At 33.2% G+C, this 18,737-nt stretch carries 20 protein-coding genes and 1 tRNA gene; 8 read left to right on the plus strand and 13 right to left on the minus strand.

All coding sequences use genetic code 11. From position 1 onward, the window contains the following. Positions 1 to 45: 45 nt before the first annotated feature. Positions 46 to 483, minus strand: coding sequence for an Lrp/AsnC family transcriptional regulator (locus NEF87_RS07920; RefSeq protein WP_457919351.1), 438 nt, complete (start codon positions 481 to 483; stop codon positions 46 to 48). Between the two features lie 366 nt (positions 484 to 849). Here NEF87_RS07920 and NEF87_RS07925 point away from each other — a divergent pair, with 366 nt between their 5' ends. Further along, positions 850 to 1,785, plus strand: coding sequence for an asparagine synthetase A (locus NEF87_RS07925; protein WP_457919352.1), 936 nt, complete (start codon positions 850 to 852; stop codon positions 1,783 to 1,785). Between the two features lie 36 nt (positions 1,786 to 1,821). Here the strand turns inward: NEF87_RS07925 and NEF87_RS07930 are convergent, their stop codons facing one another. The 3 genes from NEF87_RS07930 to NEF87_RS07940 all read right to left on the minus strand — a co-directional run bounded on the left by NEF87_RS07930 (position 1,822) and on the right by NEF87_RS07940 (position 3,371). Further along, the gene (locus NEF87_RS07930; protein ID WP_457919353.1) at positions 1,822 to 2,247 is read right to left on the minus strand and encodes a DUF5655 domain-containing protein; all 426 of its coding nucleotides are present in this window, start codon (positions 2,245 to 2,247) and stop codon (positions 1,822 to 1,824) included. 94 nt (positions 2,248 to 2,341) lie between these two features. Then, the gene (locus NEF87_RS07935; protein ID WP_457919354.1) at positions 2,342 to 2,716 is read right to left on the minus strand and encodes a response regulator; all 375 of its coding nucleotides are present in this window, start codon (positions 2,714 to 2,716) and stop codon (positions 2,342 to 2,344) included. Positions 2,717 to 2,843: 127 nt separating this feature from the next. After that, the gene (locus NEF87_RS07940) at positions 2,844 to 3,371 is read right to left on the minus strand and encodes a DUF6512 family protein (RefSeq protein ID WP_371805914.1); all 528 of its coding nucleotides are present in this window, start codon (positions 3,369 to 3,371) and stop codon (positions 2,844 to 2,846) included. Positions 3,372 to 3,925: 554 nt separating this feature from the next. Here NEF87_RS07940 and NEF87_RS07945 point away from each other — a divergent pair. The 3 genes from NEF87_RS07945 (at position 3,926) to NEF87_RS07955 (ending at position 4,855) form a co-directional block, all read left to right on the plus strand. Next, complete coding sequence (locus NEF87_RS07945; protein ID WP_445137963.1) at positions 3,926 to 4,129, plus strand: DUF3592 domain-containing protein; 204 nt, start codon at positions 3,926 to 3,928, stop codon at positions 4,127 to 4,129. Between the two features lie 125 nt (positions 4,130 to 4,254). Beyond that, on the plus strand, positions 4,255 to 4,503 hold the full coding sequence (locus NEF87_RS07950) for a DUF504 domain-containing protein (protein WP_371805916.1): 249 nt from the start codon (positions 4,255 to 4,257) through the stop codon (positions 4,501 to 4,503). Between the two features lie 245 nt (positions 4,504 to 4,748). Then, positions 4,749 to 4,855, plus strand: a tRNA-Pro gene (locus NEF87_RS07955). Positions 4,856 to 5,020: 165 nt separating this feature from the next. Here the strand turns inward: NEF87_RS07955 and NEF87_RS07960 are convergent. Next, a complete protein-coding gene (locus NEF87_RS07960; protein WP_457919355.1) occupies positions 5,021 to 6,964 on the minus strand; it encodes an ABC transporter substrate-binding protein in 1,944 nt (647 codons plus the stop codon). Between the two features lie 271 nt (positions 6,965 to 7,235). On the opposite strand from NEF87_RS07960, the gene NEF87_RS07965 reads away from it, so the two are divergent. Together NEF87_RS07965 and NEF87_RS07970 are read left to right on the plus strand one after the other, a co-directional pair. Continuing rightward, positions 7,236 to 7,706 carry a hypothetical protein gene (locus NEF87_RS07965; RefSeq protein ID WP_457919356.1) on the plus strand — a complete coding sequence of 157 codons (471 nt, stop codon included), beginning with the start codon at positions 7,236 to 7,238 and terminating at the stop codon, positions 7,704 to 7,706. Between the two features lie 322 nt (positions 7,707 to 8,028). Then, positions 8,029 to 8,253 (plus strand): hypothetical protein, encoded by a 225-nt coding sequence (locus NEF87_RS07970; RefSeq protein ID WP_457919357.1) that lies wholly within the window; start codon positions 8,029 to 8,031, stop codon positions 8,251 to 8,253. A gap of 39 nt (positions 8,254 to 8,292) precedes the next feature. Here NEF87_RS07970 and NEF87_RS07975 read toward each other — a convergent pair whose 3' ends face one another. After that, on the minus strand, positions 8,293 to 9,516 hold the full coding sequence (locus NEF87_RS07975; protein ID WP_457919358.1) for a right-handed parallel beta-helix repeat-containing protein: 1,224 nt from the start codon (positions 9,514 to 9,516) through the stop codon (positions 8,293 to 8,295). A 350-nt stretch (positions 9,517 to 9,866) separates the two neighbouring features. Here NEF87_RS07975 and NEF87_RS07980 point away from each other — a divergent pair, with 350 nt between their 5' ends. Then, a complete protein-coding gene (locus NEF87_RS07980; protein ID WP_457919359.1) occupies positions 9,867 to 10,772 on the plus strand; it encodes an SDR family NAD(P)-dependent oxidoreductase in 906 nt (301 codons plus the stop codon). A gap of 127 nt (positions 10,773 to 10,899) precedes the next feature. On the opposite strand, the gene NEF87_RS07985 is transcribed toward NEF87_RS07980, so the two are convergent. Continuing rightward, positions 10,900 to 11,466, minus strand: coding sequence for a DUF4256 domain-containing protein (locus tag NEF87_RS07985; protein ID WP_457919360.1), 567 nt, complete (start codon positions 11,464 to 11,466; stop codon positions 10,900 to 10,902). Positions 11,467 to 11,561: 95 nt separating this feature from the next. Between NEF87_RS07985 and NEF87_RS07990 the strand changes: the two genes are divergently transcribed. Next, positions 11,562 to 12,053 (plus strand): hypothetical protein, encoded by a 492-nt coding sequence (locus tag NEF87_RS07990; RefSeq protein ID WP_457919361.1) that lies wholly within the window; start codon positions 11,562 to 11,564, stop codon positions 12,051 to 12,053. A gap of 98 nt (positions 12,054 to 12,151) precedes the next feature. Here the strand turns inward: NEF87_RS07990 and NEF87_RS07995 are convergent, their stop codons facing one another. The 6 genes from NEF87_RS07995 to NEF87_RS08020 all read right to left on the minus strand — a co-directional run bounded on the left by NEF87_RS07995 (position 12,152) and on the right by NEF87_RS08020 (position 18,659). After that, on the minus strand, positions 12,152 to 12,904 hold the full coding sequence (locus NEF87_RS07995) for an A/G-specific adenine glycosylase (protein ID WP_457919362.1): 753 nt from the start codon (positions 12,902 to 12,904) through the stop codon (positions 12,152 to 12,154). A gap of 64 nt (positions 12,905 to 12,968) precedes the next feature. Beyond that, positions 12,969 to 14,126 carry an ABC transporter permease gene (locus NEF87_RS08000; RefSeq protein ID WP_457919363.1) on the minus strand — a complete coding sequence of 386 codons (1,158 nt, stop codon included), beginning with the start codon at positions 14,124 to 14,126 and terminating at the stop codon, positions 12,969 to 12,971. Then, a complete protein-coding gene (locus NEF87_RS08005) occupies positions 14,127 to 14,891 on the minus strand; it encodes an ABC transporter ATP-binding protein (protein WP_457919364.1) in 765 nt (254 codons plus the stop codon). Between the two features lie 339 nt (positions 14,892 to 15,230). Next, positions 15,231 to 16,130, minus strand: coding sequence for an AsnC family transcriptional regulator (locus NEF87_RS08010; RefSeq protein ID WP_457919365.1), 900 nt, complete (start codon positions 16,128 to 16,130; stop codon positions 15,231 to 15,233). A 244-nt stretch (positions 16,131 to 16,374) separates the two neighbouring features. Beyond that, positions 16,375 to 17,322, minus strand: coding sequence for an alpha/beta hydrolase family protein (locus tag NEF87_RS08015; protein ID WP_457919366.1), 948 nt, complete (start codon positions 17,320 to 17,322; stop codon positions 16,375 to 16,377). Between the two features lie 41 nt (positions 17,323 to 17,363). Next, positions 17,364 to 18,659: an MFS transporter gene (locus tag NEF87_RS08020; RefSeq protein ID WP_457919367.1), complete on the minus strand. Its 1,296-nt coding sequence runs from the start codon at positions 18,657 to 18,659 to the stop codon at positions 17,364 to 17,366. Between the last annotated feature and the right edge of the window lie 78 nt (positions 18,660 to 18,737).

Consider the following 18,737-nt stretch of genomic DNA (forward strand, 5'->3'; position numbering starts at 1 on the left):
ATTAAAAATATGTTAATGAAAAAAATCGAATTTCAAAAATTATATTCATTTTTCATAGGTTTCCAGAGAAATCATAGTTTTAGAAGCTTGTATCCCAGGAATATTTCGCAAATCATCAATTATAAAACGATCAAGTTCATGGATGGAATGAACTCGAAACTTAACGATTATATCTGTATCGCCCGTAATTATTGATGCTTCTTCAACTTCAGGGCGTTTTAATAAGTGATGTACGATATCCCGCTGATTTGCTTGAAATACTTTAATCAAAATATAGGCAATGATATTTCCTGAAATTTGATCTTTATCCAAATTCACGGTATAATTTTTGATAATCTTATGTTCTCGTAACTTTTTGATACGATTATGTACCGTAGTTGAAGGTAAATTAGTCCTTTCTGCAATTTTTGCAATAGAAAGGCTAGCATCTTGTTGGAGGACAGCAATTATATCAATATCCTTTGTATCAAGCTTATAATTCATATTTTATACTTATATTCGGTAAAATTTAAAAAAATGGATATTTTTTCCATATTTCATAAAAAAAGGGTTAAAAACAAATTTAGCTTATTGCTGTAGGTAAAAAAGAAGAACTTTATTTCGAATTTTTTAACTTTAGAGCACATTATGCAGGCTTTTAATTTATTCTAAACAATTATGTTAATTATAAACTTCAATTTACGAATATTTATCATTTTCATTTATGAAATAAAAATCGGAATGGAATATTCATCCCAATTTATTATGAATTATTTGAAATTATGAACAACTGTTCCACAATTATTGGGATGATTAATCTTAATACAATGACTTTCTAGGAATATCATATAACCAAGAAAGGTTAACCCCATGTTAGAAATAGAAACTACAAGAAGTTCATTTACATATGATGATACCCGTTTAATGGCATTGCTGAAAATTCAGACAGAAATGCTAAAATCAATCCATGATTTTCTCTATGAGAAGAAATTGGTTCAACTCATGCCAGTTATCTTATCTCCAATAACAGATCCCTTGAATCATTCAGTCTATGATGCGAGCATCACTTACGGAGAACAAAAATTTCAATTAACAAAGAGTATGATTTTTCATAAACAACTCGCCATTGGTGCCACATCAGGTCCTGGTATTTATATAATGTCACCAAATGTCAGGTTGGAAAAAGAAACGATGCAACAATCTGGACGACATCTCTTTGAATTCTCTCAAGTAGATATTGAATTGCGGGGAGCTTCCACCCAAGATTTTATGGATTTCATGGAAGATCTTATCATCGCTACCTTAATTCACATTAAACAAAAATGTTCTGACGAAGTCGCAATTTTTGAGTCAAGATTAAAAATACCCTCCAAACCATTTCGAGTGTATAACAGTTTTAACTTAAGGGAACAATTTGGGGATGATTTTGAACAAATAATGTCTTCCACTTCAACAGATTTTTTCTGGATTATGGACTATACTCGTGAATTTTATGATAAAGAAGATCCTGAACGTAAAGGACATTACATCAACTATGATTTATTTTATCCTTACGGTTTCAATGAAGCCCTTTCGGGAGGAGAACGGGATTATGAATATAAGATCCTTCTAAGAAAAATTAAGGAACGCAACCAAGATCCCCAGATTTTTGACTTCTACTTAAAAGCAGCAAAAGAAGGGAAACTGACCTCTAGCGCGGGAGGAGGTCTAGGATTAGAACGATTTTTACGATATATACTTAAAAAATCAAATATAGGAGATATTTGCCTTTTTCCAAAAATTCCAGGCCAAAAAGTGCGAATTTAGTCCAAACTAATTAATAGTTTTTGTTTTTTTTATGACTTAATTTTCATCATACGCTAGTTGCATCCATTCCAGAAATTCTGCATCCAGCTCTTTTTGAGATCTGATACTTAGTTGATAATAAAATCTTCCATCCTTTTGATGGGATGATGCTGTAAAACGGGAACTGAATAGCTGGGTAAATAGCCGAAAGATTATTTTCAACGCTTTTTTTTGAATTTTAATGGAGCAAAATTGTGACTGTTTTTTTAAAGCAATTATATTTTTTAAAGACTCAACCGAAATCGGTCCGAATTTCTGTACTTGGGAAACAAAATCTCTAAATAATCGCGCAGTTTCCACAGGAATATTATTTAGATGATGATCTTCAATCGAGTATAACTCACAACTATGACTTTGATTCTTTCGGGTGAAAGTTCTTCTACAATTCGGACATATCCAAAGTGATTTGTGCATTTTTGGCATAATTTAATTCTCTCAATATTATCGTTTTTATTCAAAACACATAAAGTAAGATAATTTGAAAACATAATTGATGTGTTCCATCGAAAGCACTTATTTAATGGATCAATTCTGGTGAAAATACAATTAACGAACGGGCAATTGCGCTAATAGGAAACGGTTTTTTAAAAACTCTCCTTACAAACACCATTTTTTTGATTCTTTCACTCAGCCCATCCAGATCACTAGTCATTACAAACACGGGTATCTCCGGAAAATTCTGTTCAACAAAATTTACGATTTCTCCCCCATCCATCCCAGGCATATGAAAATCCGTTAAAATAAAGTTGATTTTAGTTGAAAGCAAAATATCAACCGCTTCGACACCATTTTGGGCAGTTATTACATTAACTCCAAGTTTTTTACATAAACGGGTTAACATTGTTAGAATATCGGTGTCATCATCCACAATCAACCCTTTTCCACCTAGCATGATCATTCTCTCCGTGTGATTATTGGTATTATCTTTTATCAGAATATAAAAACAACACAATATTGTGATAACATCCCCCATTTGGTAAGCATGGATTAAAAATTAAAATTATGGTAGGTAAAAAAGATTAAACTGTTGGATCTGCGAAAACATCTGCCCAAGGGAGTTTGAAGGAAAAAACTATAAACTCAATACACAAAATAATAGTCAAAATCCAAAGGATGACCTTCAAACTTCGATTATATTCCATTTGTTTACACGCTCGTTCGATATAACTCACTGCTATAATTGATAAAAAGCAGGCAATTATTGAATATGCTATATCAATCCACAGAATAGAAATTGGACCGATTAATGGCACTGTATACCAGAAAATGAAAGTTATCCATGGGAAGATTAGAGCTCCAATTACATGAGCATACAGAAATCCCGTTTTATTTTCCAGCTGTTTCCGTAAAAATAGATATTCAATCCCGGTAAAAATCCAATAACTAAAGAAGCCAATCTTCCAATGTTGAAAATTAGATTCATCAATTCCGCTGAAAAGATGAAATACAATATTTTGAGACCAATCATAGGTATAATGTAAAATTATGAAAACTCCTAAAATACCCACACTCCGAAGAAGCAAATATCGACTGTTATCTGTATCCATAATTCTATTGAAACATCATCTTATATATAATCCTTTATTCACTAATCAAATGGAAAAATCTATAATTTTTTCTTCAAATTGAAAAAAATCAATCCAATCGAGATTCTTAAAATGAAAAAGAAGTCTTACATCACTTTAATTCCAAATCAAAGTAATTTATAATTTTCCTAGGATTTTTCATCAGACTCATCCAACCGAAATAATTATTAAATTAAATTTTAATTTCACTAATCTGCTCCAATAGATATCGGTAGATCAAAATATGTATCCAAAAGAAGGATCGAAAAACAGTTTATCCCCTTAAAATTTTTCTGATTCTCTCTGAGATTTGTATTATATTGGCAGACTGTTTTGCAGTTCTCAACAATCGTGCTAAAGTTCCCGAAAAATGGCCCACTTGCAATGGAATCGTGTGAGAATCTGAAATTATTATATCAAAAAAGAAAGACTCACAAAATTCACACACCACGATGTATAGTCCACATGTGATCTATCAATATAATGTATCTGGAATAGGGTACAATTCTTCCTAAATATACCGAACGGAAGGTGAGATATCATCTTCAAATTGTGATTCAATTGAACAAATAGTGAATCAATTCAAAATTGGGAAAAAAATTGATGTATATTATAATCTTGCTAATCCCAAAGATTTTGCCTTAATCCCTGACCCACCCTCGTCCTTCTTTATCTTTATAACTGCATTTAGCGTCTTAGCAATTGGATTTTTCTTATGTGCTTTCATCTTAGATTATTAGCTAAAGAAAAACGATCCATTTCATAATATCCCTTAATTTCATGGGAGAGGAAATTTCTAAAAATAATTAAGTCGGGAAGAAATAGATTAATTTAGAATTACCCATAAGTAAAGAGTTGAACCTCAGTGCCCTTCTTTGATATTAGAAATTTTCTTATAAAATTGCAATGGACCGACTATCCCACCAAAGACCAAATAAAGATTGTTTATCGCGCACGAGGTGCCCCCAATGATGAAAATACGGTTACTTGGAATCAAATCACTAAAGTTGAAAAAATGGGTATGGATCTCATGGATGAAACCTACATCCCTTTTCATCGTATATTACGTATTACTAATGGGGAAGAAATACTTTACGTTAAACAAAGATTTTAGCATTTTTAGAAGTAAATACAATTTAATGGTCAAATTGGTAGGAAATTTTTCCTTTCTCTCTGAATACAAAAAATCAATTAGATTTCCTACTCGAATTTTTTAAGTATTTAAATAATCTAATTCCTTAAAACTCGCAGAATATAAAGTTAAATTGGATTCAGATTACTAACTGCAAAACTGTCACCATCAATGAAACCAATAATTTTTTAATCATTGAAGAACTTCTTTTGTTACAAACCAACCGTGGGGAATTAGTCTAGCTTGGTATGATACTTGGTTTGGGATTTTAGCTCGTTTCGTGCTAATACAAAACACCAAGAGGTCTGGAGTTCAAATCTCTGATTCCCCACCATTTTTCTCTTTTTAAAACATTTTTCTTAAATTCTATCTTGGTTTTGAGATTAAAAAATGACATATTAGATTGATTCCCAAAAAATCATTCGCAATTATGTAACGGTGATTTAAATAGATTAACCAATACATCAATTAATTTGCTAGATTTAGCATCAAGAAGCCTTCAACTCTCCTTTCGACAATTATAGCAATAATCAGGCACATTTAAAGGAGCCCCACAATGAGAACAATATTTATTTTTTTTCTTTTTTTCTTTTAAAAGTCTTTTTTGCTGAATATTGTTAGGCTGTGAAAATTTTTTCCGGATAATGTTTCTAGCATAAAAGGTGAGAAATATAATTACGGGAGACAAAAAGAACAATGTCGCCAGTATATTCATGAGAGGTGTATTTCGAAAACTTCCCGGAATTTTTTCATAAGTAAAATCCCATAAATAGAAGTACACTTTATTCAGAGAATTTCGGGCGAGATTCTCGCAACTAAAAGAATATACAGAATGTTTATTACTTGTAAATAAGAAAGAACAAGGTGCTAACTCAACAATCATATTTTGGAGTTCATGATAAATTTCTTCGCGTAAGGAGGGATTAGATTCAAATAATCCTTCATTCAATTTAGTATCAATAACGGAGTTATTGATAGAAACATAATTATAATTAGATGTACTCAAGAATAAAGCGTTGAGAATATTACTTGGATCGTTGTAATTTGGTTCCCATTCCAACATAAATATTTGAAATTTATGATCTGACAAACTACCCGGGAATTCTTTCCAAGTCATTCCATTTAATTCGAGCCTAATCCCTATTTTGGCGAAGGTTGCTTGACATAATTCTCCGATTTCTTCATGTAATTTGTTATTTGAATTGTATCCATATTGATAAGTTTCAATAGTGATTGTCTCCCAATCTTCATCGGATGAACTATGTTGTATATGGGCCCAATTTTCAGGAGTATCCATGCCTTGTTCATTCATAGTCACTGCTTGTATCAAGTGCATTCGAGCTTCGGTTAAATTCATGGCTGGAGCAAAAATAGATGGATCATGATATAATATTCCTTTTGGTATAGCAGAAGTCATCCTGGCCAACTCATTTCTACCCAAGTTCTTAATTATATAAGAATAATTGATGGCACTTTGTAAAGCTTTACGCGTGTGAACATCTAATCTGGTATTGTCAAAGCCTAAAAAACTAATATCAGTACTTGCCATCCTTTCTCTTACATTGTGATATTCACTGGCTTCATATTCATCCATAAATTCTGTGGAAACATAATCTACAAAATCAAGATTTCCATTGAAAAAGTCCTGATTCTTATGGAGTTCATTATCATATAAAATCCAGTGCATTTCCAAAATATCAGGTGCCTCAACATAATAATTTCCACCCCAGTATTCTGTAAAGTATTCTAATTTGATTAATCGATCTTGATGGGAAACTTGTTGGTATGGTCCAGTTCCAATTAATGTGTCCTTCATAGGCTGTATAATATTATCCAGAGAAAAATAGTTGCCTTCTGGTAAAATAACCGACCCCGTGTGGCACAATAAGGCTTCAAATGCAGTAAATTTGTAGTTTAAAACAAATCTTACATGAGTAGAATTTAATACTTCCGTGCGATTAATTAAAAGAGGAGTAACAGGAAAATTGGCTTTCAAGGGCATATATAATCTCGCAATTGGCGTGGGAGTCTGGTTTAAACAGAAAAGAGTTAATCTATCAAAAGAAAATACCACATCCTCAGGACCAAATGAAGAATCATCATGGAATGATATATTTTGTTTTAACTCAAGAGTGTAATTCCATTGTGAATTGTAATATCCAAGATTAGATTTGACCCATTGCCCAAAATCTACAGCCAGCAGGGGCATAATTGAACACTCTGGATCAGTTAAATTATAAGAAAAAAGCCCTTCCATTATTTGATCGATCATTTCAAAGGAAGCACGGTCATTGGCCAAATGAGGATCTAGATCTACTGCAAGCAAAGATTTACCGTAAATCATGGGTCGATCTTCTAAATTAGATTCTCCAGAAGCTAGGAGGGGGTAGAATAAACATCCAGTTAGGAACATAAATAGAAGTATGAATGAATTTGTTTTCATAAAACTTTCCTTTCGTATATTTGGGGATCTATAATAGAAAATAGTGGCAAGCTTATTTTAAAGTAGTGGAAAAAGTCTCCACCAATCCTTATGTTAAGAACAAAATTAGTAATCCTCAAATTAAAGATTGTAGATCAAATTGTATTTCTGAGTATTCCATGTGAACACCTGAGGTTTTGTAGGAGTGGATTTATTTACGAAATTTCGAATAGTAACAATACTAAGACTTTTTTTTTAACTATAAAAAGTCAATGAGAAATAAGTGAAAATAATGGTTGATACATCGAATGTAATTAGAAACGGTCCAAAAGTGACCCGTCCGAACATGACAAATGCCACTTCGGAGAAACAAATTGACGCATACTTTGATATGGCAAACCCAGAAGCAAAATGGCGGAATATAATAATTATTGTAGTGGGTTTGATGAATCTGATATTAATAGGAATAATGTTTGCCTACATTGAAGATGAATTTTGGTTAGTGGTGGCGATAATAGTTGCCGTGATAACAATTTTCCCTGCAATTTTATTGGTATTTAAAAAAAAATCAGAATATCGTTTCTTTACTTATTGCATCAATGTGTACGGGATAGTGGCAGCGATATCCATTTTTAGTGCTATCATGATACTTCCAATTATAATTACTTTAGTTTTCATGGTTGATGTAATTTCTACGGATTTTGCGCTGCAACCTCAAGGAATAGCAAGTAAGAACATGGAAACGGATGAAAGATTGGATTAAACGAAACACAAACCAAAGAATATGAAGGATATGGCACTTGCAGTGAGAACTACGTGTGAAAATAAACTCGCTGTAAGGATATTTTTTATCATCTTTTTTTTCACCCTGTAAGCATGGATACATAACTTGTCTTAAATAAAATTATGGATCTTTCTAAAGCAAAATCTTTAAACTAAGTAAAGAAGAGACGAGAAACGTATTCAATATTCTTCCATTAATAAAAATATGGAACGAATAAGAGAATATATTTTAAGCGATTATTTTCCGAATATGCAAAATATTTTCCGTAGTTTTTTATACTACATTTACCAATAAATTGTTAATGAACTTACATAACAGTAATATTACTGCCACATTAGGAACAACAACAAAAACAAATTCTCTGTCGATATATCTTCCAAAAGGAGTCATACGTTTCATTAATCACTTGAAAAATACGTGGAAAGTATATCTTATTACCTCAATAACAGCCCTTATCTTTTTCATCTTATTTCAATTGGAGATTGCAATGCAACCGGAAGGATGGCGCGCCTATCAATTTCCCTAATAACAATTTTAAAAAAGTGGTAGGGGTAAAAGAGAAAAATTAAGATCTGCTAGAATCCTTCTTGATTCTATTGAGTAAGCTAAGCGAAGTACCCATGGAAACCAGAACAATTAATATAGGAATGAAAGAAACTACACTTTGTTTTTCTAGGTAATGGGCAACAAAGTCGATTTCCGGCATCGATGCTAAGGGAAAGTAATCCATCTCAGTTTTTAAAGATCCGCCTTTGTATATCGAATACGGGATGCTCCAAAATTCACCATCATTTGTTGCATCAGGATAACGTTGAGAATAATTTCCCCAGTAGTTCCCAGAAGTACCATCATCCCATAGATTATAACCGGGAGTATCATCAAAAGCTTCATAGAAACTATTGTTCGCAATAATATTCCCATAAATCATATTATTACGGGTATTACGAAGCACTTTCACACCAATAGAATTATTGACAATTATGTTGTTCCGAACTGTGTTATTATAATTTTGACCTGCATAAAGTTCAACTCCGGTTTCCAAGTTGAACCGAATAATATTGTTGTAAACATCACAATAGGAAGAAAACATGATTGAGCACCCCATTTGAGGATTATTTTCAATTATGTTATAATATGCTTCAGCATATTTAGAGACATCAAGATCTAATCCGATCTGGCCATTATAAGTGATTTTATTCCCTACATATCTATTATAATCATCCATAAATGTATAAATACCTACTTCAGAATTATTTGTGATCAAACATTCAATCACTTCAATTTCATCACATTCCTTCGAAAACATTCCCACAAAACTATTAGCAGCAATACAATTTTCAAATTTAACATTACTGCATCGATAAAGTGTAAAAGCAGATTTAGATTCTCGGGTACCAGCATTGAATCCAGTACAATTTCGAAATACAACATGTTCATCAGAATTTTCAATTCGAAAAGCGCATCCTTCACCACCAGCATCAATAATTAAATTCTCAAATAAATAAGGAGATAAGCGAGTTCCTCGTCCGGTGACATAAGGGCAATCTTTCCAATCTTGACCCTCAATTAAAGGATCAATATAGACTTTTTCATGAGTACCTACCAAAGTAAGAGGTAGTATGAGGCTTTCAGACAAAGAATTATCCAATACAGAAATACTCGGAAGCGAAGGACGAGCAGGAACAAGAGGAAAGGAACAATACATCAAACCAATGCAAAAAAAACCGAAAAATAATACCGAATGATATTTTTTGGTGGTGTTGAACCAATGCAGATGATTTTTTATCATTATGATTTTCTAAGTAAATACGAGCATAAAAATTTTTTGAAATATGAAAAATTAAAAATACTTGGTTAAATGAACATTAACTCAATTAATTTGAAATAAATCCGAATTTGAAAGAAATTCAATTTTCATAGAATTTTTAGACCATTTAAATTCCTTCCAGATTTAGAGCAGAATTTCTTGAGAATAAACTCATTTACTCGAAATGAATAACAAATTTTAATAATACTTAATCCCAAAAGCACATTTAATACAAAAGAAAGAATTATTTGAGATATTTTAAGAAATATTACACTTTTAGTAAATTTCATTTCAACTCAAAATTAATTAGAACCAACTTCATATGACTTACCATGAGCTTGAAAGGTAAGATTGCATTGATAACAGGTGCCAGCAGAGGAGCGGGACGTGGAATTGCAATTGAACTGGCACAAGAAAGAGTTAAAGTTTATATCACTGGGAGAAGTCGAAGAGGGAAAAAGGAAACAACTCAACATAAGAAGCTCACCTTAGATGACACAACCGACATCATTACAAAAATGGGAGGTCGTGCTATACCAATCACCTGCGATCATACCCAAGAAAAAGAAATTAGAAATGTTTTTAATCAGATTAACCGTGATGAAGGAAAATTGGATATCCTAGTGAATAATGTCTGGGGAGGTTATATGGGAGAATATGGAAAATTGGACATAGAGACCGCATCATTTTCAGCCCCCTTTTGGGAACAACCACTTTGGCGATTTGATAAGATGTTCAATACTGCTTTGCGAGCTCATTATATAGCATCCCAACTCGCAGCACCACTCATGATGGCTCAAAACGAAGGATTAATTATCACCACATCTTTTTGGGATCAAGATAAATATATCTCGAATTTGCCCTATGATCTAGTTAAAATGGCTAAAAAACGTCTCAGCTATGGCATGGCTATTGAATTACAACCCTACAACATCACCGCCATAACTATTGGATTAGGTTGGATTCGGACCGAACATTTGAAGAATGAAAATGACTTAGATGATGAAAACTATAAGCATCGTGAGGGATTTGAACTAACTGAATCTACGAGATATGTCGGAAGAGCAATAGTCGCTTTAGCATCAGATCCCAATAGGATAAAGTACACCGGAAAAGTACTTACAACAAGCGAACTGGCTCGAATATATCAATTTACAGATCTTGATGGAACTCAACCCAAATATTTTTCGATACCTGATAAATCCAATGGAATAACTCAGAGACAGAGTCAAAAGTGATGGCACTCCTTTTCTTTCAAAATCAGAAATTTCTTCAAAAGCGAAAGAAGAAGGAAAATATGGAAAAATGATTATTTTTTTTATCTTTTCAATATTTCAAGTAAATTTTCATAATAAAGTATTCAATTTAAACTCTTAACGATGAACGGAACCCTCTAACACCGTAATAGGAAGGAGCGCTGTTATGATACACGAAGACCTTGTTGTAACGACGATCAGCGAAGAGAGCCCCTCCAAGTTTCCTAATATCAGCAGGTGTTTTTATCCAACTTGATGTTTTAGTATCGAATTTTCCAAGTTTCTGTAACTCCCGATAATCATCCTCAGATAAAAGCTCAACACCCATGTTAGCGGCCATATCTATAGCATTATTTTCGGGTTTGTTTTTCTTTCTTGCTTCTAACCCCTTCCGATCATAACAGACACTTCTACGACCTTTAGGACTTTCAGTCGAACAATCAAAAAAAATATATTCATCCATTTTTTTGTCATAACCAATTACATCCGGTTCTCCACCAGTCTTTTCCATTTCATTTAGAGACCACATTTTTTCGGGTTTTGCAAGTAATTTTACTGCAATTTTGCCCCATTCAAAACCTTTATGGCGCTTAGAATTTTTCTCAAAACGAACTTTCAATATTCTGAGTAAGACTTCACTTCTTTCTGAAATCAATTTTTTATTGATTTTTGACATAGTCACAATACTCTTCTCGTGTTTAAAAAGTGATCGTATTAAAGAAAAACAACATATCACATCATGTTTATATGGCAGAACAAGAAGTTAAGTATATGAAAAAATCCTCATTACGAAACATAATTGCAATTATTGTAATGCTTGTGTGCAATGCGATTATATTAATTACCCAACAAAGTCGTTTTGCATCCATTGGAGATGAAATAGGTGCTTTTGCGGCAATTATCGCCGCATCGACGATCATATCTGGATTCTTGGGAGGTTTAATTGCCCCTTATACATTTAAAAAAGTGATTCTTTATATTGAGATAATTTTAGTGATATGTGTTCTTGTAGGGGGAATAATTTTAATTTCACTCGGACAGGAAATTGGAAGCTCCGGAAACCCGTTCGCCGATTTGGCAATAATCCTAATAGTCGTCATCTTGACTGTGGCAATTCTCATTTTTGGAGTAGTCTCAAGTATTGGGTTCTTTTTAGGGGCATTTATTGGGAGCAAAGTTGGAAAATCCTTTACATCTAATTATACAGAGGAAAATCAGGCAACCACAAATTTTGGAGATTCTCCTTTTCAGAGTCAGATGTAATTCATTTCAAAATAGACTTTTTTAATGTTTTATCTATATTTTCTTTTATTTATTTCCTTGATCTTGAAAAAAAACAAGCATTTTTCACCAAAATAAAATTAAAAAAACCTACTTAAAGATCTACGTTTATAATATCGACAAAATGAAGAAAAAGGACACTTATTGCAATCAGGATTAGGTAATTTACATAATACAGCCCCAAAATCCATAATACCTTGATTAAATTCCCAATAATCTTCTTGAGGCAACAATTGTTCTGCAATTAACCAAAAAATTTTATTTTTTTCTGCTGAAGAGAGAGGCAGTTTAATATCTTGTAATAAAAGACGACCATAAACGCGTTCTACGTTGGTGTCCACTAAGGGAGATCGCATATTCAGAGCAAAACTCATTACTGCCCCAGCAGTATATTCCCCAATACCCGGTAATGCCAAAATATCAGAACTATTGGTTGGAAATTGTCCATTGTAATCATTAATTATAATTTGGGCCGTTTTTTGAAGGTTACGGGCACGATTATAATATCCCAATCCTCCCCATAATTCAATAACTGTTTCTTCTTTCGTGATTGCAAGGGTTGCAAAATCAGGGATCTGTTCAATAAATCGATGAAAAAACCCAATAACTCTATCCACTTGGGTTTGTTGAAGCATGATCTCTGAAAGTAAGATTTTATAAGGATCGCGGGTGTGTCTCCATGGTAAATCCCGACCATATTTTTTGAACCAGCGCACTAAACGCGCTCCAAAAAATTCTTGAATTGCTTTAAATTCTGGAGTGAGAATAAATTCATTCCACTTCTCTAAAGTATTAATTTTTGTTGGAACGGGGCTAATGGTATGAGCGGCCATCTAGATACACAAAATTAAAGAAAAGAAAAAAACATTGAGATCATAAATCATAACTACAAATTTATTACGTACGACTAAAGCGTTTAAACGCAAGTACACCGAGAAGAAATACAAATGTACTAATTCCGGATAAAATTCCGATATTTCCCCATACAATACTACTAAAGGGATTTGCATTCCTTAAAAAGAGCGCTTTGAAGGTTTCTGTAACATAAAAGGAAGGCATCAACCGATTAGCAATGGTAGGCTCCCCCAGAGACACAAAAGTCCCTAAGAACATCATTGGCATTATAAATATAAAGGACATACCAGTTGCCATCCCCGAATTTTTGGAAAGAACTCCCGTAATCAACCCAAAACCCACACAAGTAAGTGAAAAGATCAAGCTTGCAATAAACCCAACGAAGAGATTCCCGAAGGTAATTTCCGGCGAATACCCGACAATTAATGCCATAATGAAAACTACAATTGTCTGAGCCATCGCAGCCGTCATGTTGGAAATGGTTAAGCCAGTCATAATTTCATTGGATTTCGTTGGAGTTAGATAAATTCGTTTCATCATGCCTTGTTCTTTTTCTTTCGCTAATCCTTCTGCAATGGTCATAATCAAGAAAATCGTTGCAAAGGCAAAAAGTCCTGGCGCAAAATAATCGAAGGTTGTGTTTTTCTCAACTTCTACAAGATTTGGAACCCCAATTGATACCGGGTTTTTAATACTGCTGGTCTCCGGACCATAGATGGTTTCAGTTAAAGCCTGTTGAATTACAGGAGGGATAAGATCTTTCACTACCATGGAACCTTGATCAAGCTGTAAAGAAAGACTCGAATTTACCCATGTAGATCCATTTAATGGATTTAACCAATAAGAATAGATACTTACCCCAAATCCTTCAGGAATAACAACTAAGCCTGAAAGTTGACCTTCTTGAAGTTGATCTTCCGCATCATCTTGTGATAATTCGGTTTGGACTACCAGAATTTCATGACTGGAGAGATTCCCAATAAAATAATCAGCCCATTCGGAATAATCTCCATTCACATCTTCATTAATAACTGCAATCTTATAAGTTGTATCTTCAGTTGCACCAATGGCACCAAATGAAAATCCAAATGCAATAGTCAATAAAACCGGAAATATTATTATGAGAAAAATTAAGGCCGGATCTTTTGTCATTCGAGTAAATTCTTTTGAAATAATACCCTTAATTCGCTGCCACTTCATTTAAATGGCCTCCTGTAATCGTCGACCTGTGATTTGAATAAAAACATCTTCCAAAGTCTTGGCATCATATTTTTTCTTCAATCCTTTTGGAGTCCCTAATTCAATTAATTTTCCTTGATCAATTATACCAACACGATCGCATAAAGCTTCGGCTTCTTCAATGTAATGGGTTGTTAAAATAATAGTCTTTCCTTTTTCCCTTAACTCATCGATAAACGCCCAGACTGCACGTCGAGATTGAGGATCCATCGCCACAGTAGGTTCATCGAGAAACACAATTTCTGGTTCACTTATCAACGCAATAGCGGTATTAATCCTTCGGATCATACCTCCACTATATGTTTTGACTGTACGATCCGCATCTTCCGTTAAGTTTAGAGCATCAAGTAAGGTCTGAGTGCGTTCTTTCAATATTTTTTTTGGAACACAATGCAGATTACCAAAAAATTCAATATTCTTTCGGCCAGATAAAAAGCCATATGTTGCCGGTTCTTGAGGACATACCCCAATAATTGCTTTAATCTCATCAGCTTGTTTTGATACATCATACCCTCCTATAATGGCAACACCACTCGTGGGTTTTAGTAACCCACATAAAATATTTAGAGTTGTTGTTTTTCCAGCCCCATTTGGACCTAAAAAACCATACAGTTCACCTTTTTTCACTTCCAAATTCAATCCATCAACAGCAGTGACATTATCATCAAATATTTTCACCATGTCTGTTACAGAGATACAAATTTCTTCTTTCGTTTCAATAGTCATAAAATTACCACTTTTTATATATTAAGAAATTAAATTGAACTCTTGAATAAAAAGAAAATTTTCTCTGAACATGGAAAAAAGACCTAATTTAGTTATTTTTAGTTCCGATCTTTATGTATGATGGGTGAAGAAAAAGAATACCCTCTTTCTTGCAAAACTGTATCGTGAGTGTTTAGATCCCCCATATCCAAAATTCAAACCAAATTCATTATATCATAATAAATTCATGCAAATATCCATAATTCTGTTTTAAAAATAGATTTTCGAGCCATATGAGTAAATGGAAATAATGCAAGCATTTGGTATTTTTCTTACTAATTTAAACTTGAAAAATAGATTTCACAATTTTATTGAGTCATGAAGGAATTTATCTCGCCATGTTTCCAAAATAACTCCATCATACATCATATTTATTTCAATTTGTTTAATCCCATTAATGCTTTGAATAGATTCTCGCAATTTAGATAATTTCTCAAATGAATCCACCCACCACACACTGAATAAGAAATTAGGTAGATTGGAAAATTGCATACAATACACATTATTTTCTCCATAACTGGCATTAATTTGAGATTCAATTTGGGCGGGTGTATAATCGTCCTCAATGGTTAGATGCAGATAGGCCAAAATATCGCTTTTTTTGTTCGGAATCCAATCAATTGTAAAATGCACCAGATACTTCTCACTCAGAATTGAAATACGTTTGTTAATTGTTTTTGCTGAAATCCCGATTATCGAAGAAATTTCGGATGCTTTTTTCCGGGAATCATATTGCAGTTCTCGAATTATTTGCAAATCGGTTTTATCTAAGTCATTTATTTTTCCAGGTATTGGAAAAGATGGCCCAATTCCCACAATCACCTCAGACAGATCTGCAGCATTTTTTGCAAAAGCAACAACTTCTGACAATTCATCAATAGAATGAAGATAAGCACCAATATAAACTAGATTTCCTGCACCAAATGTCACCCAATAGTACCTATTGTCCCGCACTAAATTCCTTTTTAGAATATTGAGCGAAAACAAACTTGTTTTCCCAAAAATTATGACTTGAATTCCAGAAAATGCACCTAAGGAAATATTTGTCCGAAATTTTTGAATTATTCCCGAATCAATCAAATTTTGAACACGTTTGTGGACAGAATTGATAGAAATTCCTAGACTCTCAGCCATTTCTCGATAGGATTGGCGAGAATTAATCAAAAGTAACTTTGATAATTGTAAATCAGAAGCGTCCACAATATAAGAATGCTTTTCTAGCAAAAAAGGTTGTTTTGATTAAAATAAATTTATGAATTTGATGCGAATTCGTCCAATGGTTTTGGTTCATCATCGGGAATAACTGAAGATTCAAATGCCAACCTCAGCAAGGGCGTAAATAATGTCAATAATACCATAAAGATTAAAAATATTACAGGAGAAAGCTAATAGATCGTGTGAATTGAAAAAGCATCTGCCAAAACTCCCCACAATATTAAATCAATCAGAGATGATTAATAGATTCTTTGGAGTATAAATTATTCAACCAATGTAGTAATACATCAATATATTCCTTCGAAATTATTCCTGTATCATTTCGTAATCCAGATTTCGTAATTGATCTCATAAAATGGTTTGCCCCTTTTATCTGCTGAATGTTTAGATCTTTTGGACCATAATTTTTCCAAATTTCAATACTTTTCTGTATTGGCACCCAAGGATCTTTTTCCCCATACAATAGTAAAACCGGAATACAAATTTTTTTAATAACTGGGATTGGAGTAAAATCAAGTTCTTGAAACCATTTAGTCTCCGAAGGATTTTTAGGAAGTTCGCCATCTAAGTACGCAAACTTAAACCAATCTTCGTTTCTTACCAATTCGACTTCATTTAGAACCTCAAAATTGTCTTTCTCTCCCCGAAAATATTGATTCACAAATTTTCTGATGTTTAACATCAATTTAACTTTTTTTTCTGAGAATCCATGATCTCTCAGTTCAAATTCAGCGCTATAATCCATTTGTTCGGCAGGTGATACACCCGAAGACGATATAGGAATTATAAACGACACATCCTCTGATTCGGAAGCCACCAAAGGTGCTATCCACCCCCCTTGACTTAAGCCCCAAATCCCTATTTTGTTGGAATCAATATTATTCCTTCGTTTAAGCAGATCTATTGAGGCAATTATATCAGACGCTAAATCTAAAAAGGTGGCATTCTCAAAATTTCCAGTTGATTCCCCCGAACCTCGTCGGTCAAAAATAAATACCGCAAACCCATTTTTTGGCAATATATCAATTAAATGTTGATAAACTTCAGAATCTTTAGTTGCGGAACCGGAGGTATGAGCAACGATAATTAGAGGGTTCCGTTTCTCATTAATTGGCATAGCAAGTTTTCCCGCTAAACTAATTTCATCATTTTTAAATTGAATTTTTTCAAGTTTCATTCTATTTACCTTTTCTAAATTTGATTTTAGTAAAAAAAAAATTATGAATTTGATGCGAGTTCTTCCATTGGTTTTGGTTCATCATCGGGAATAGCTGAAGATTCAAACTTTAACTTCAACAATGGCGTAAATAATGTCAATAATACCATAAGAATTAAAGATATCACAGGAGAAAGCAAATAGATGGAGTGAATTGAAAGACTATCTGCCACAACCCCCCATAATATCAAAGCTAAGGGAAGTAAACTTTTTATTAATGTGAAGAACGTGGAAAATATTCGACCTTGCATTTCTTTAGGAATTACCACCTGCAATAAACTCATAAACTGGACATCTACGAGGGCAATGAAAAATCCAACTAAGGCTCCAAGGGGATAAAATAACCATTTTCCGTTTGAAGGTATGAAATATAAGAGTAAAGTTGTGATAGATAGACCGAAGCAATTGACAACTATACTTTTAATCGTAGGAATGTAATTTTTTTTCTGCATGATTAAAATTGTGGCGACAATATAACCCACATGCACGATTATCATTAGAAAACTGTAAAAATATGCTGATGCTTGATAAAAATCTGATATTAATTTTGGTAAGAGACTGAAAAGGGGATTAATAAAGATATTTGCCAGTGCAAAGAAAAGGATCAACCAGAATAATTTCTTTTCCATCAAATATATAAGTGATTCCTTGATATCGCCGATAAAATTGATCTTTGATTTTTCATTTAATGATTTAGGTAAAGAAGGAATACTAACTTTTAGTAAAACTATGGCAGCTGGAATGAAAGTGAATACATCCAACCAATATATTGTTGCAATATCAAAATTAGAAACAGCTATCGCACCAAATGCAGGTGATAAAAGATACGAAAGTGCTTGCAACATGGAATTCAGAGAATTAAATTTTGTTATTTTATCGCTTGGAACCATTGACGACATCACGGATATTCCCGCAGGCATCTGTAAGCCTTGCATTAAACCACGAATTCCCAATAGAATATAGATATGATATAATTCAACAACATTGAACCAAAATAACAAGATAAGAGCAAGAGTCGACAGTGCTTGAAATGAATCAGTCAAAAGTAGAATTTTTTTGCGATTCCAACGATCACAGATAACTCCTGCAAAGGGTGCGATTAATATAGTGGGAAGTAAACCCGCCATTGTAGCTAGGGATAATACGAGGGTTTCAGTATAGGCAGTAGAAAGCCACCAAATTAAGGCAAATTGAACAATAGCACTACCAAAGATAGAGAATTGTTGGGAAGTAAAGATACTAATATAACCTTTCAAGTTATACTGATTGGAATCTAAATCAGGACTATTTTTTATCATTTGAGTCACCAATATTTTTTCGAATACAATTTGGATTTGATGATAAAATCCAAATCATAATAGAATTAAGAAAAAATT

It is taken from the genome of Candidatus Lokiarchaeum ossiferum (genome assembly GCA_025839675.1).
Taxonomy (GTDB): domain Archaea; phylum Asgardarchaeota; class Lokiarchaeia; order Sigyniarchaeales; family Promethearchaeaceae; genus Lokiarchaeum; species Lokiarchaeum ossiferum.